The organism is Cellvibrio sp. QJXJ, assembly GCF_024452345.1.
In the GTDB taxonomy this organism is placed as follows: Bacteria; Pseudomonadota; Gammaproteobacteria; order Pseudomonadales; family Cellvibrionaceae; genus Cellvibrio.
The window spans coordinates 1,426,041-1,440,506 of sequence record NZ_CP101662.1; the positions used below are offsets into that span (position 1 = coordinate 1,426,041).

15 protein-coding genes are annotated in these 14,466 nt (G+C 49.1%); 8 read left to right on the forward strand and 7 right to left on the reverse strand.

All coding sequences use genetic code 11. From position 1 onward, the window contains the following. Positions 1-127: 127 nt before the first annotated feature. The 6 genes from murB to NNX04_RS06130 all read right to left on the reverse strand — a co-directional run bounded on the left by murB (position 128) and on the right by NNX04_RS06130 (position 4,816). Positions 128-1,144, reverse strand: a complete 1,017-nt coding sequence (gene murB / locus NNX04_RS06105; RefSeq protein WP_261947803.1) for a UDP-N-acetylmuramate dehydrogenase — start codon at positions 1,142-1,144, stop codon at positions 128-130. 50 nt (positions 1,145-1,194) lie between these two features. Continuing rightward, a complete protein-coding gene (locus NNX04_RS06110) occupies positions 1,195-1,668 on the reverse strand; it encodes a low molecular weight protein-tyrosine-phosphatase (RefSeq protein ID WP_007640372.1) in 474 nt (157 codons plus the stop codon). A 26-nt stretch (positions 1,669-1,694) separates the two neighbouring features. After that, complete coding sequence (gene kdsB, locus NNX04_RS06115; protein WP_261947804.1) at positions 1,695-2,456, reverse strand: 3-deoxy-manno-octulosonate cytidylyltransferase; 762 nt, start codon at positions 2,454-2,456, stop codon at positions 1,695-1,697. 72 nt (positions 2,457-2,528) lie between these two features. After that, positions 2,529-3,614: a tetraacyldisaccharide 4'-kinase gene (gene lpxK, locus NNX04_RS06120; protein WP_261947805.1), complete on the reverse strand. Its 1,086-nt coding sequence runs from the start codon at positions 3,612-3,614 to the stop codon at positions 2,529-2,531. Positions 3,615-3,746: 132 nt separating this feature from the next. Then, positions 3,747-4,172, reverse strand: a complete 426-nt coding sequence (locus NNX04_RS06125; RefSeq protein ID WP_007640366.1) for an ExbD/TolR family protein — start codon at positions 4,170-4,172, stop codon at positions 3,747-3,749. A 17-nt stretch (positions 4,173-4,189) separates the two neighbouring features. Next, on the reverse strand, positions 4,190-4,816 hold the full coding sequence (locus tag NNX04_RS06130; protein WP_261947806.1) for a MotA/TolQ/ExbB proton channel family protein: 627 nt from the start codon (positions 4,814-4,816) through the stop codon (positions 4,190-4,192). A 241-nt stretch (positions 4,817-5,057) separates the two neighbouring features. On the opposite strand from NNX04_RS06130, the gene NNX04_RS06135 reads away from it, so the two are divergent. The 5 genes from NNX04_RS06135 (at position 5,058) to NNX04_RS06155 (ending at position 9,090) form a co-directional block, all read left to right on the forward strand. Beyond that, on the forward strand, positions 5,058-6,227 hold the full coding sequence (locus NNX04_RS06135; protein WP_261947807.1) for a glycosyltransferase: 1,170 nt from the start codon (positions 5,058-5,060) through the stop codon (positions 6,225-6,227). A 79-nt stretch (positions 6,228-6,306) separates the two neighbouring features. Continuing rightward, positions 6,307-7,599 carry a DASH family cryptochrome gene (locus NNX04_RS06140; RefSeq protein ID WP_261947808.1) on the forward strand — a complete coding sequence of 431 codons (1,293 nt, stop codon included), beginning with the start codon at positions 6,307-6,309 and terminating at the stop codon, positions 7,597-7,599. Positions 7,600-7,674: 75 nt separating this feature from the next. After that, positions 7,675-7,992: a hypothetical protein gene (locus NNX04_RS06145; protein ID WP_261947809.1), complete on the forward strand. Its 318-nt coding sequence runs from the start codon at positions 7,675-7,677 to the stop codon at positions 7,990-7,992. Continuing rightward, positions 7,964-8,410 (forward strand): hypothetical protein, encoded by a 447-nt coding sequence (locus tag NNX04_RS06150; protein WP_261947810.1) that lies wholly within the window; start codon positions 7,964-7,966, stop codon positions 8,408-8,410. Before NNX04_RS06145 ends, NNX04_RS06150 begins: the two co-directional genes overlap by 29 nt. A 149-nt stretch (positions 8,411-8,559) precedes the next feature. Then, entirely contained in the window at positions 8,560-9,090 is a 531-nt protein-coding gene (locus NNX04_RS06155) for a shikimate kinase (protein ID WP_261947811.1), read from the forward strand. A 9-nt stretch (positions 9,091-9,099) separates the two neighbouring features. Here NNX04_RS06155 and NNX04_RS06160 read toward each other — a convergent pair whose 3' ends face one another. Then, positions 9,100-10,266 (reverse strand): hypothetical protein, encoded by a 1,167-nt coding sequence (locus NNX04_RS06160; protein ID WP_261947812.1) that lies wholly within the window; start codon positions 10,264-10,266, stop codon positions 9,100-9,102. A 180-nt stretch (positions 10,267-10,446) separates the two neighbouring features. On the opposite strand from NNX04_RS06160, the gene NNX04_RS06165 reads away from it, so the two are divergent. From NNX04_RS06165 to NNX04_RS06175, 3 genes are all read left to right on the forward strand, one after another. Then, positions 10,447-11,199, forward strand: coding sequence for a YceH family protein (locus NNX04_RS06165; RefSeq protein WP_261947813.1), 753 nt, complete (start codon positions 10,447-10,449; stop codon positions 11,197-11,199). Between the two features lie 33 nt (positions 11,200-11,232). Then, positions 11,233-11,592 (forward strand): YggL family protein, encoded by a 360-nt coding sequence (locus NNX04_RS06170; RefSeq protein ID WP_007640349.1) that lies wholly within the window; start codon positions 11,233-11,235, stop codon positions 11,590-11,592. Positions 11,593-11,907: 315 nt separating this feature from the next. Beyond that, on the forward strand, positions 11,908-14,244 hold the full coding sequence (locus tag NNX04_RS06175; protein WP_261947814.1) for a putative bifunctional diguanylate cyclase/phosphodiesterase: 2,337 nt from the start codon (positions 11,908-11,910) through the stop codon (positions 14,242-14,244). The last annotated feature ends 222 nt before the right edge of the window (positions 14,245-14,466 follow it).

A 14,466-nucleotide genomic window follows, 5' to 3' on the forward strand; every position in this document is an offset into this window, starting at 1 on the left:
AGCAAACTACCACTATTTAATCGCCCGTTTACGCCTTCTCAAATACCAATAATCGATTTTTGCAGTTTTTGATTTGTCTTTTAGTTATGAAAACTAGATGAAGGGTTCAGCCACTACACCCAAAAACTCATGGGTAAACCCGTGGCTCCATCTCCAAGGTGACGCCAAATTGTGCCCTAACCGACTGCTGAATTAATTCCGCCAAAGCCAATACCCTTGCTCCAGAAGCTCTATCTGGATTAGTAAGTACCAGCGCTTGTTGGGCGTGAACCTTTGCACCAGCCGCTTCCTTACCGCGCCAGCCAGCGCGATCAATTAACCAGCCAGCCGCGAGCTTGACGCGAACCGTATCAACGGGGTAACTGACTATGTCGGGATAAGTTGTGCGCAATACCTGCAATTGCGCCAAATTGATAATAGGGTTTTTAAAAAAGCTGCCAACATTCGGCGTAAGGGCCGGGTCTGGCAGCTTGGATTGACGAATACCAATAACCGCCTCACTTACCGCTTGCGGGCTGGGATTATCAAGACCGGCCAAGGTGTCGCGCAGCGCAGGGTAGGATAAGTTCAGCTGCGCAGTTTTGCGCAAGCGAAAGGTCACCGACGTAATAACATATTGATCTTTGAGTGCTTGTTTAAAAATGCTGTCACGATAATCAAACCGGCAACTTTCATTAGTAAAATTCACGACGATGCCTGAGCGAATTTCAAGCGCACTCAATTCAGTGATTAGATCTTTTACTTCCACACCATAAGCGCCGATGTTTTGAATGGGGGCAGCGCCGACACTGCCAGGAATCAGCGACAGGTTTTCCAATCCATAGAGTGCGTTGTCCAAAGTGTATTCAACCAGATGATGCCAATTCTCCCCTGCAGCCACTTTTAGCCAAACAAAATGTTCATCCTCCGCGACTACTTCTTTACCTTGGGATTTCAACTGAATCACCACACCAGGAAAATCAGCACGCAACACTATATTGCTGCCACCGCCTAACACTAACAGCGGCAAATTTTCAGTGCACGCAAAAGTTAATGCCTCGCGCAACTCATCATCGTCGTGCACGGCGACATAAAAATTTGCCACCGCCGGAACCGCGAGGGTGTTGAGTTTTTGTAAATTAAAATGCGGTAAAAAAAGTGGCACAGCGACATCACCTTAACAATATGACTTTATACAAATTTAAAAAAACAGGCTTAGTACAAACGCTGACGAATATGTTTTAACAAGCCCTGTGCTGCATCTTCCACCAAATCCAATACCAGCTCAAAGCCGTCACTGCCGCCGTAATAAGGGTCGGGCACTTCACGGTAATCACCACGCGCACCAAATTCCAAAAACAAGCCTAAATGACCGGTAAAATGCGCCGGTTTCAGCTGCTGTAAATCCGAAAGATTAGCTTCATCCATCGCCAGTACATAATCGAATTCGTCAAAATCGCGCGCCGTAACCTGACGTGCACGCAATACCGAAAGATCGTAGCCACGCGTGCGCGCTGCAGCGACGGTGCGTGAATCAGGCGCTTTGCCTATGTGCCATGCACCGGTGCCCGCCGAATCGACCATAATTTTTTGATCTAACTTTGCATTCGCCACCAATTCACGAAAAATGCCATCCGCCGTGGGCGAGCGACAAATATTGCCGAGGCATACAAATAAAACGTTGGTCATGCTATTCACCTAATTAACAGCGCCGATTATTTTTCCAGCAATGCTTTTACACGCAGTAAATCCGCTTCGGTATCCACACCGCCCGGTACGGCAGCGCAGGCTTCGGCGATATGAATTGCTTCGCCATTAGCAAGCACTCGCAATTGCTCAAGGGATTCAATTTTTTCAAGCGACGCCTGTGGCCAGGTAATAAAACGATTTAACAGCGCCACACGATAAGCGTAAATACCAATGTGCCGCTGCGCCGGGAAATCATCCGGCAAACTAGTCACCTCAGCTTGCGCAAAATGATCGCGCGCCCATGGAATGGGCGCGCGGCTAAAATACAGTGCCCTGCCCGCTTGATCTGCCACTACTTTTACAATATTCGGATTGCGGAAATCGTCGAGCGAGTGAATGGGTTCACTCAACGTAGCCATACTGGCGAAACGATTGTTGGCGATATTTTCTGCGACCTGATTAATCACTGCGGGCGGAATGAGGGGTTCATCGCCCTGCACATTCACCACTATGTCGTCATCGCTCAAACCTAATTGCGCGACCACTTCTTGCAGGCGATCAGTACCGGAATTGTGTGCGGCAGATGTCATGCAGACGCGGGCGCCGAAGGCTTTGGCAACCGCTTCAATGCGCGTATCGTCTGTTGCAATAACAACTTCCGTCGCGGCACTTTCACAGGCGCGCTCGTACACGTGTTGAATCATCGGCTTACCCGCAATTTCTTTTAAGGGTTTGGCAGGCAAGCGGGTGGAAGCGTAACGGGCAGGAATGACAACATAAAATTTCATAGCAAGATTCCACTGTAGTTTTGATAACAGCATTAACAACAGGATTAAAAAGAAAATTAAAAAAATTAAACATTAAAGTCCAAAACGGGATTTTTTTTGTTCCATGACACGCTCAATACGCTGCGCAAATGCCGCCCAAAATGCATCCGGCAAATTTGCACCAATCGATAGGTAATACCAGTTAGGTTGCGCAAAGGTTTGGCATTTCACGGCGTCTTTTTCAGTCATCACCACAGGCCAAACATTATCAAAAACAAGGTCAGTCGCCGTGTAAGCGTGGTGATCAGGAAAAGCATGCAGCTGCGCAGGGATACCGGATTCGCCCAAGGTATTGATAAAACGCTGCGGGTTGCCAATTCCGGCCACTGCATTTACCGGGCTCCCGGCAATTGATGACAATTGATGCTCACTGCCGGTCGCAAGATTAACCAGAGAGTGGGCCTGAATCTGCATCGGAATAAAATACAAATCGGCGAGTTGCGGCAACACAAAATTCGCTGCCGGTGAATTCACGACGACCCAATCCACGGTCGTTAAGCGACTGATTGGCTCACGCAACGGGCCAACCGGCAAACGCCAACCGTTGCCGACACCACGCTGGCCATCAACCACAGCAATTTCAATATCGCGCCCCAAGCGATAGTGCTGCAAACCATCGTCGCTGAGAATGAGATCGCAGCCCTGATCCTCCAGCGCGCGCGCCGCCGCAAGACGATCCGGGCCGACACACACCGCACAGCCAGTTTGTTGATAAATAGTAACCGGCTCATCACCCGCTTGGGCGGCAGTGCTCTCTGCGGTGAGTAAATAAGGATAGGTTGCTACTTGCCCGCCATAACCGCGACTGACTACACCGGGGGTGTATCCATGCGCTTGCAACCACTGCACCAGCGCAATCAACAAGGGGGTTTTGCCCGTGCCGCCCACGGTGATATTACCCACCACAATCACCGGTGTGGCGAGTGTTGTTTGTTGCCAGCGGAGCAACGCATAGCGGCGAATGGCCGAGAGCAGAATAAATAGCCAGGTCAGCGGCAGGAGCCAAAAACTCCAGCGACGCGCTCCATACCATGCCGATTGCCACCGATCAGTTTCAGCTGAACGCTGGGTATTAGCGGGCGGACTGGAAGGTGGAGAAGCGGGTGGAGAGGAATGCACGATAAGAACCTATCAAGCTATTTATAACGCAAACTGTAGCGCTGAAAGAAAGAAGGGCTTTTGCATAGTGAATACAAAAGCCCTGCGGGATTGCCTGGCATTAGAAAACCAGCGCGAATTGTAGCTGAGTTGTCAGTCTTTTTCAGGTTCCGGTTGACGCGTAGTGATGCTCAAGCGCGCAAAGCCCAACTGCCCTGCCACATCCATCGCCTGCACTACCGCTTGATGGGGGGTTTTGGCATCCGCAGTAATCACTAGCGGTACTTGATTATTACCCTCAGAGGTTTTTTCCAGTGCCGACCTGAGTGTCGCCACCTGATTATTCACCAGCGCCAGTCCATTCACCGAATAACTGCCATCGCTGTTGATCAGGATTTCGATCTGCTCTGGCAAGTCACTGCTCTGCTCGCCTACGGCTTCCGGCAGATCCACACTCAGGTGCGTTTCTTTGGTGAAGGTGGTGGAGACCATAAAAAAGATAAGTAGCAAAAACACCACGTCGATCAAGGGCGTCAGGTTAATGCCTTGATCTTCTACTTGTTGGCGACGAAATTTCACGTTGCGACCCCGCGCCCTTAAACCAGTTTCACATCGACGCGACGGTCGCTGTGCAATGCATCAACCAGCTTGATGGCCTCTTCTTCCATGGTGACAACGATGGTGTCGATACGGCGCTGGAAAAAGCGATGTGCAATCATCGCGGGAATCGCCACTACCAAACCTGCCGCAGTGGTGTAAAGCGCAACTGAAATACCGCCCGCCAAGACACCGGTATTACCCGTACCTTGAATCATGATGGAGTTGAATACTTGAATCATGCCGAATACGGTTCCAAGCAATCCCATCAGCGGCGCGATGTTGGCAATGGTACCCAGAATATTTACGTAGCGCTCCAATTCATGAATAACCTGGCTGGCTGCTTCTTGCACCGAGTCTTTCATGATTTCGCGGCCGTGTTTGGAGTTACTCAAACCCGCAGCCAGAATTTGACCCAGCGGTGAGGATTGTTTGAGTTCGCGCAGTTTCGTCGCATCCAACTGGTTGTTTTTAATCCAGCTCCAGACTTGCGCCAGTAAGGTTTTAGGGGCGATTTTGGCGGGGTTGAGCGTCCAATAACGTTCTGCGCTCACGGCAATCACAATCAACGAACAGGCCAATATTGGCCACATTAAAAAACCACCTGCCATAAATATTTCAAACACAGAGACCTTCCTCTTTTGATGTCCAAACCCAATGAGCCCCTGGCTCCAAGTGCGGCGTACATTACCACAAGATCCCGCCCTTGCCATGGGGTGCGGGCCAATAGACGTCAAATGTGTGAGGAAGTTTGAGCTGCACGAAACAATTTTATTTGCAATTAAATGGTCACACTCAGCGCCTAGCCTGTAAGCAATCGGATTGCACCACACTACTGATCTTTGCGCTCGCGAGCAGGTACTTACTATGCACGGACTTTCCCAACTATCCACCTTTGGTCATCAGCTGGATGGCACTCTGCAGCGTTACAAGGCGCTGGTGTATCCACAGCGCTATTGGGATTATCGCCGCTGGCTCCAGCAGCAGGTAGGCACTGAACAGCTGCACCAACTCGCACACAACCAACCTGTTGTGGTATTTGATTTTCGTGACAGCCGGATTGATGGCCCGCAAGGTCGACGTTTTTATAGTTTGTTTATTTATTTTGTGCGCGCAGGCTTTTATCCGGTACTGCGCAATAATTATTTGGTACTGGGCAACATTCAGGAAAAACACAAACGCTATTGCCTGCAGGAAAACTTCAGTGTACTGACGCACGAGCGCGATTTACCAGCAGGTTATGTATTGGTCACCGACAAATGGTATTCGAACCTGGCTGAGCGCGCCGGCAAGATTATCCACATTAATTACCAACCCGATTACAACACAAACGACAGCTGCTTCCCTATGCCCTTTCCACTCTTCCCTCCGCTTTATGCCGCAAAAGAAGACCTGCGCTTAGCGTACTACCGGGAACAAGATAGGCAATGGAAAATATTTTTTGGTGGCGATGCGGAACCCGGCAAATACAATAAAAAATCGATTCGGGAAATTTACGCCAAACTCAGTCGCACACAAATTCTGGAGCGTTTATCCCAGCGTTTGCCCAACGATTTTTTTTGGCGCTTGAACAACCCCGAGCAACTGAAGCAAGCCGAGCAATCCTCCTACCCGGGATTGATTGCCATGAACACGCGCCACTGTAAAGTGGCCAGTGAGGAGTGGCTCGGCACTATGGCACGCGCGCACTTTTTCCTTGCATGCCCGGGTGTGCGCTACCCCATGTCGCACAATTTAATTGAAGCCATGGCAGTAGGCACTATTCCCATTACCCAATATCCTGAATTGTTTTTCCCGGCGCTGGAGCATGGCAAAAACTGCTTGGTGTTTTCATCGCCCGATGAACTGCAAATTGCGGTACAACAAGCCATGAGCATGGACAATGCACAGCGAGCGGCGATGAAGCAGGCTGCTCAAACCTATTACGATCAGTATCTTGCACCGCAAGCCTGCATCAAGCGCCTGCTGGAACATCGCCCTAAACATATCAGCTTGCGTTTGCTGCCATTTTTAAAAGCTGGCGGTGGTTTTGCCTGAGAAATTTAAAAAAATTAACTCCTCACTGATTGTTAGCCCACGCGTTTGCGTATGAACGGGATATATCCGGAGATACGCAATGCGCAAAGCAATTTACTGGTTTCGTTACGATTTACGCCTGCACGACAACCCCGGTTGGAGCCAATTGGTCGCCAATAACGATTGGGTTATAGGGGTTTATGTATTACCTGACCGCTGGCTGCGCCCACTGCGCTATCAACAAAAAAGCCTCGGTATTCATCGCCAGCATTTTTTATTGGAATCACTACAGCAATTGCGGCAACAACTGCGCACTCAGGGTAGCGATTTAATGGTAGTGGTAGGCGACCCCGCTACCGCATTAACAGGCCTAGTAGAACGCTGGGATGTTAGCGCCATAGCCACCGGCGAATACCCGGGCAGCGATGAACAAGGGGATGTACAGCGCCTGCGCGATAAGCTTGATATACCAGTGCGCTGCCATGAAAACTTCACCCTGTTTGATCGCGCTGAGCTGCCGTTTGCGCTGGCAGATTTACCGCTGATTTTTTCGCAATTTCGCAAACTGGTGGAAGCACGGCCTTGCAGCATGCCCCTACCGCGCGCACCCAACCTGCGCCAGCCAGTTGTGCTTGAGGACTCGCCCTGCGAATTGGATCAATGGCTAGGAATCATGCGTGCGCAGCAATTAGTGCAACCGGCCGATAACCGTCGCCTGCCCTTTCACGGTGGCAGTACGGCGGGGCTCGCGCAGCTGCAGTATTTTTTAGGTGAGCACAAACTCATTAGCAATTACAAAAACACGCGCAACGATTTGGATGGCTGGGATTTTTCCTCCAAGCTATCACCTTGGCTAGCCATGGGTTGCCTGTCGGCGCGGCAAGTAGTGCGTGCGATTAAAGACTATGAACAAACGCATGGCGCCAATGAATCCAGCTACTGGCTGTATTTTGAATTGCTCTGGCGCGAGTATTTCCAGTGGCTGGCGTTTCGCTTTGGTAAACAACTGTTTGCATTACGCGGCGTACAAAATAAAAATCCTTTGCTGAGTTTCTACCCCGAGGCATTTGCTGCCTGGTGTGCGGGAAATACCGGCAATCAATTTGTCGATGCGTTTATGCGGCAATTGGCAGCAACCGGCTGGATGAGTAATCGCGGCCGACAAATCGTCGCCAGCTACCTGATCAATCAACTGGGTGTGGATTGGCGCTACGGCGCGGCTTGGTTTGAGCAGCAACTTATCGACTATGACTGCGCGGCAAATTGGGGCAATTGGCAGTATCTGGCCGGCGTAGGTACAGACCCGCGTGGGCGACGGGAGTTTAATATCCAAAAACAGCGCGATACCTACGACCCTGATGGGGAATTTATCCAGCGCTGGTGCGGAAACTAGCGCAAAAAACGGGCTGCTGAACGGGCGAAAAGCCTTATACTGGTGGCCCTTTTTATTGACTGGATGGTATTTCCCTTGAACACCCCCACAATTCCGACCAATGCCCCTACCTACAACGCTAGCACTAACACCTCCGATGCCGACCGCAGTGCGTTTATCGACTGGTTAACTGCGCAGACAGTGGCCGAACTGCAAGTCGCACGCGACAACGAAACAGCGCTTCATCAAGCCGTAAAGAATTATGTACAACGCGCGCTGGCTGCCGAATTGACGTTTGAGGATATCGAAGAGATCCTCGGGATCAATGAACCCTGCATTATGGATTTGGCCGAATTATCCGAAGCGGATGAAGAAGCTCTAGTAGATGCCTTTGAAGACCTGTGTAACGCCTGATATGTCGATTAATCACCCTTGGCAGAGCCAATCTGCCGCCAACCACACCGTTTATCTCAGCCGTTTTAGCAGCAGCGATCAGCCCGCACTAAAACAAGCCCTGGAAACCTGCGCCGCCAAAGCCGTTGGCCTGCTGGATGTAAACATTCAGGAGGATTCACTCTACTTACTGTTTGAATGGAACCCTGCGCGTGCGGAATTAGTCATTGTGGTTACCGATGCAAACAAAACCAATGACGGCGCCTACAAGGTGCAGGCAGAGTTGCCAGACCTGCAAGACAAGGCGGCGGACGAAACGCTTCCAGAGACGATTAAATTTTTACTGAGTGATTTTTTAGCCAGCTATAGTCCTTTTTTCAGCTACTCACTGGTGGCGATTTTCCATAGCAGTTCGCGCGCTGAGACAAGTTTGTTATAAGACTTGTGCGATAACTTGCTATAAGCCTTGTGCAATAAAAAGAGCTAGCAGCAGCGCAATGATTCTCAGCTATAGTTAGTTGCAGCCATGCTGCTGAAATAATGAATGGCTCATCGTTCCCTCGCTGATTTTTTTGCCGGAGCAATACTATGAATCCCTATCATCAAAGTTTGATTTTGATTGGCATGCCCGGCGCAGGCAAAAGCACACTGGGTTTGCTGCTGGCAAAAAATCTGGCGAAGGATTTTGTCGATACCGATCTGCTTATCCAACTTGAGCACCGTAAAACCCTGCAGGATATTTTGCACCATCACGGGTATATGGCACTGCGCAATGCAGAGGAAAAAGTGCTGCTGAATGCTCACTACCCCAACCATGTTATTGCTACCGGCGGCAGTGCGGTGTACAGCGATGTTGCCATGCATCACTTAAAACAATTTGGTCCGATTGTGTTTTTGGACGTGACAGTAGGTGAGCTGGAAAAACGCATTCACAACATGGAAAACCGTGGTATTGCTCGCCCCGCAGGGCAAAGTTTTGCCGATGTCTATAGCGAGCGGCGCCCGCTTTATTTACGTTATGCGGACATTGTGATTGATTGCGATGGCAAAAACATTGAAGACCTGATGGATGAAATAATTTGCCAGGAGGCAAATGCCTTTGCCGCGGCGGATGCCTGACCGCACGCGCTAAAACAATTCAACCCGGCTATCGTGCTCATCCTCCTCTGTTGCCCCTTCGGGGGCATCCAGCAAATGCGCTACATTATCCAACTCTTGTACCAAGCTGCGGAAATGTACCTCTACCGCTTCCGTCGCTTCTTGCAGCCCCTCCAGCGACACTAGCGCCTTTTCCGACAAACTGAGCAACGCCGTTTCTTGCTCCATATTCAAATCAAGACCCGTCGCCATCAGGCGTAGGGAATCGGATAGCTCCGTCATAATTTCTTTAACCGCGTTGCGGTTATCGCGCGAGGACATTTCCAGCAACATCATCACGGTACGCGTATTGTCCTGCTGGATTTTTAACAGCGAATTCACCTTCAAGGTTTTTGCGCGCGCCTCGGCAATAGACACCAAATGCGCCAGCACATCGCGCAGGCGACCATAGCGCTCCTCATCACTGGCCGGCGCATCCGTCACTAATAACTGCAGGTGTGTAAAGCTGAATAACAAAAACCGCCCCTGGGAAATAATGCGTGCACTGGTATCACGCGCGAGGCTAAGCAGCTGCAAATAAGCGGGAGATATAGCGGCGGGAAACAAGCGGGTTTCATCATCAAATACAAATTGCACAACGCCACTTAAATTGAGGTCACCGAGGCAGCTGTGAATCAAATGCGCTAAGCGCTCCAGCTCCATCACCTCCTGTATTTTTTCAGCGAATACGGCGATGGTGCCCATTTCCGACGCCGATGACATGGCGGTAAACGCAATGGCGGAAAAGTTTTTTAATTCCTGTTGCAGCGCGAGGATCGACTGTTTGTCCTCGTACACCTTGCGCATTACCAAGGCGTAATCGGCTTGGCTCATAGCGCTGGTTATGTAAGCGTCCACCCCTACATGAGTTAACTGGATTGCTACATCACTGTGACCATTCCCTCTGGTGAGCAGCACGATTTTAGGTAAATGAACGGGAATCAACTCAAGCCAACTATGCTCCGGCACAATGGCACCCTCGGCAAACACCAACAGATCGACTGCATGACAAAGCGCTTCAAAATCAGACGCTGAATGTATCTCCTGCCGATACGGCGCCGCATCATCAAGCAACGCACCGGTGTTATTCACGATCATGTGCTGATCAGGCACCCGATAACACCGGGCGGGGTCTCCTACTAACCACAATGCATCCATAACATCATCCTCGACAAAATCACATTACCGCTGCAAATCGCTGCAGCGTTTAAAATATAGTCAAGGTTTGTTGGAATCATGAAATATTTGACTGATCACCACTGCTTAACGCGCTAAAGGGTGAAATTTAGCCGCCATCCGCGTAGAGTGTTCATCCGCCGATGATCTTCGAGAGTTCTTATGGAAAACAGTATTGATAGCAGCAACGATACCAACCACGACACCAACAAAGACATCCACCACGAAGAACCCGCCTTACTCAATGCCATTGAGGCCCGTGTATTAGGCGCCCTGATGGAAAAACAGCTAACCACACCCGACCAGTACCCGCTAACGCTCAACAGCCTGTTATTGGCCTGCAACCAAAAAACCAGCCGTGAACCTATTAGCAATTACGAGAGCGGTCAGATACAACGCTGTGTCAGTGAATTGCAGGATCGTCAATTGCTCAGCGTGGATTACGGCAACCGCGCCGCACGTTACGACCAACGCCTGACCCGCGTGCTCAGTGTAGATAAAGCCACCCAGGCTATTTTGACGGTACTGCTACTGCGCGGCCCGCAAACCGTGGCAGAAATTCATACCCGCACCCAACGCATGGTGGAATTTGCCGGACACCAGGCACTGGAAGAAAAACTGCAGCAACTCTGCGCCAAAACCAAACCTCATGTGGTACACATTCCCCGGCTGGCTGGCCAGCGTGAAGATCGCTACATGCACCTACTCTGCGGTGCACCGGATTTAGCCGCGATTGCCGCCATGCAAAACAGCACCATTAGCCGCAGCAGCAATGATGAACATAGCGCGCAGCATGAACATCAAAAGCAACTTGAACAAAAAGTGCAGCAGTTAGAAAGCCGTATTGAGTTACTGGAAAAACAAGTTGCGACGCTGATGGAGTTAAACGGCGTTAGTAATGACGATTTAAACTAATTTTTTTGTTTGTGATTAAGTAAAGGTAAAACCATGACAGTTGTAAGCACCAAAAAAGCACCACAGCGCAGTAAACGTTTGCGCAAAAAATTATTTCAGGACGAGTTCGCCACCTTTGGTTTTGAACTGGAATGTGAATTTAAAAGCGACTTAACCGACGAAACCATCAGCGAATTTGTCGATAGCTTTTTTATCGATGCCATTAACGCCGAAGGTCTGGTATTTGGTGGCGGGCTCTCCAGCAAACGCCTCTCGGGTTTTGTCGGCTCTGCCAAACGCTACGGTTCAACCACCGAAGCGGACAAAGCAAAATTGCACGCGTGGTTAGTGGCACAACCGCAAGTTGCCAAGGTCGAGCTGAGTGAAATTATGGATGCGAATTACTATTTGTAAATAACCCAGTGTAAATGATCAACGCACAGCCATCAGGCTTGGCTGTGCGAAAAAGATAGAATATCTGCCTTCTTTTATAACCACACTTGAAATACTATAGAGCGCAGAGGCTAATGCACAGGGAATGGCATTATCATTAAATAATAATAAATGATGTAACAGGCTTACAGGGTGTTTGTCTTTTCATGACGGTGGGAACGCTCTTTTATGACAATTGAGTTTTATAAGCGCATTGCCTTTCGTCTAATGCGATCCAGCTTAGCTATAGCTCTTATATTGGGACTCATTGTTGCACTGTTCCAAGTAGTTATAGATTTGGGGTATCAACGCCAACAAATAGATAACAACGTCGACGAGATTTTTCGGGTAGTACAAAATTCCGCGCAGCGTGCAGTGCACCAATTAGACGCCAACCTGGCTAACGAAGTTATCAAAGGTTTGGAGAACTATAACTTCATTACTTATGCCGCCATTTTGGATGACCGCGACCAGGTCATCGCTGATTATTCATCCTCCCCCTCTCCGTCCGATACGCTCTGGTTAACACGACTCATTGCGGAAGAAATCAAAACCTACCAGCTCGATCTCATCTACACCGACAATACCTATGAGGGAAAACTGGTAGTGAGCGTAAGCAATGACTTGGGTTTTGCACCTTTTTATGATCGGGTGCTCACCATCATAGTGTCGGGTTTACTCCGGAACCTTAGCCTGGCATTAGTACTTTTTGCACTTTTCCATTTTATGCTCACGCGCCCCCTGGTCACTATAGCGCAGCGGTTTTCCATGATACGGCCGGAGCAAACTGAGCGAAAACGTATCGACCATGTTGAAGGGCACCGATTTGATGAACTGGGCTACATTGTTAATGATGCCAACAGTTTCCTTGCCGCACTTGAACACTGGCAAACCGGCTTGACCAAAAGTGAACAGCAATTGCGCCTTATTTTGGATACCAGCCCCAATCTGGTATTTGCCGTCGATGAAAACTACCGGTTCATTTTTGCAAATAACACCACAGAACAGTTTTATCAAAAGAACCAAACCGACCTCATTGGTCAGGATTATTGTGATGTGCACAAGAGTGTTGATAAGGAAGAAGCAAAAGCCCTGACCTCTAGCCTAAAACAGTTGGATTTTAACAACCCCCAAGGCCTCACGGTGGAGCACAAACTCACCACCGCAAGCGGCGACAAACTGGTTATACAAATGACCTTTATCGCCTTCACGCTCGATGGCAAATCCTGTGTACTCATCGTTGGGCTTGATATCACCAAACGGGTTAAAGCCGAAGAGCGCGTTGAATACCTTGCCTATTTTGACACCCTCACCGATCTGCCCAATCGCAATTTATTTCAGAACCAACTAAAAAAGGATGTGAGACGCGCTAACCGCACTCACAACTTTGGCGCGCTTTTGTTTATCGATTTTGACGATTTCAAACGCATTAACGACACCATTGGCCATTCGCTGGGCGATGAACTCTTACTAAAGCTCTCGGTAAAAATCCGCAAACTATTGCCAGAATCAGACACGCTTGCACGTTTAGGGGGGGACGAATTTGTTATCAGCATGCCGGATTTAGACAAAGACCTTGAGGCAGCAAAAAATCAGGCAATAACCCTAACCAAACACCTGCTCGCAACAATCAATGCGCCGGTGGCCCTGAGTAACGGCGCTGAATTTGTGGTGAGTGGCAGCATCGGGATTGTGATGTACCCCTTCGAGGATAGTGACACCGAAGTACTCTTGCGCTTTGCCGATACCGCCATGTACAAAGCCAAAGCACATGGCCGCAATGGCTATCAGCTGTTTGAGGAATCCATGGCGGCAGAGGTCCATAGACATGTGCAATTGGAGTCAGACCTACGGGAGGCAATTAAAAAGAAACAGTTCTCTATGGTGCTGCAGCCCATCGTCAACGGGCTCTCAGGGAACCTGGTAGCAGCAGAGGCGTTAATTCGCTGGAATCATCCAACCCAGGGCTTGGTTTCACCGAATGATTTCATTCCCTTCCTTGAAAACTCCGGCATGATCGTCGATGTTGACTATGTGATGGTGGACAAAGCCTGTGCGTTTTTAAAAGAGTTAATGATCGCAGGCGTACTTCCGCCCCAATTTCGTATCACCTTAAACCTGTGCGCCAACACTTTGTATCAAGCGGATTTTGTTGAGCGTATTGTTGCTATTGTTGAAGGTTACGGGGTATCCGAACGCAATATTGAGTTTGAAATTACTGAACGAGCGGCACTGCACCGCCTTGATGAGGTGGTGGCAAAAATAGTTACCCTGCAACGCCGTGGTGCAACTTTTTCACTGGACGATTTTGGCACCGGCTACAGCTCGCTCAGTTATTTAAAACGTATCCCCATTAATAAGATCAAAATCGACAAATCCTTTATCGATGACCTGATGGTAGATGGGGAGGATGAGGTACTGGTCGAGTCCATTATCGCCATCGCCCGCACCATGAAATTGGCGGTGGTTGCCGAAGGAGTGGAAACGCAGGTGCAGGCAGACTGGTTAAATCGATATCCCGATATTTGTTTTCAGGGATACTTAATCGACAAGCCCATGACCCCGAATGCCTGTCGCCTGAAATATATGCCCGCCCAATCAATAGAAACGGAACCTTTGAAGGGAAGCGTCTAAGCTTTTTCTTTCTAAAAAGATCAAAAATCAGCACACTTCCAAAAAAGTATGTGACAAAAGCTACAAAAAATATTTATTTTTATACTATTTTTGAATATTAAAACAAACAATAATTCACTATAAGAATATTAAAATATAGTTATAACCCCCTCTTTTTTATACCCATCCGGTCTATCTAAATATCCCTAGTTATTCCACCTTTGAAGCTAAAACCCGCTTAAA

Excerpts from the sequence above, each read along its gene's own strand:
- NNX04_RS06110 (WP_007640372.1), bottom strand. The coding sequence starts at position 1,668 with ATGACCAACGTTTTATTTGTATGCCTCGGCAATATTTGTCGCTCGCCC.
- NNX04_RS06165 (WP_261947813.1), top strand. The coding sequence starts at position 10,447 with ATGGAAAACAGTATTGATAGCAGCAACGATACCAACCACGACACCAAC.
- NNX04_RS06155 (WP_261947811.1), top strand. The coding sequence starts at position 8,560 with ATGAATCCCTATCATCAAAGTTTGATTTTGATTGGCATGCCCGGCGCA.
- NNX04_RS06140 (WP_261947808.1), top strand. The coding sequence starts at position 6,307 with ATGCGCAAAGCAATTTACTGGTTTCGTTACGATTTACGCCTGCACGAC.
- NNX04_RS06135 (WP_261947807.1), top strand. The coding sequence starts at position 5,058 with ATGCACGGACTTTCCCAACTATCCACCTTTGGTCATCAGCTGGATGGC.
- NNX04_RS06170 (WP_007640349.1), top strand. The coding sequence starts at position 11,233 with ATGACAGTTGTAAGCACCAAAAAAGCACCACAGCGCAGTAAACGTTTG.
- kdsB (WP_261947804.1), bottom strand. The coding sequence starts at position 2,456 with ATGAAATTTTATGTTGTCATTCCTGCCCGTTACGCTTCCACCCGCTTG.
- NNX04_RS06150 (WP_261947810.1), top strand. The coding sequence starts at position 7,964 with ATGCCTTTGAAGACCTGTGTAACGCCTGATATGTCGATTAATCACCCT.
- NNX04_RS06160 (WP_261947812.1), bottom strand. The coding sequence starts at position 10,266 with ATGGATGCATTGTGGTTAGTAGGAGACCCCGCCCGGTGTTATCGGGTG.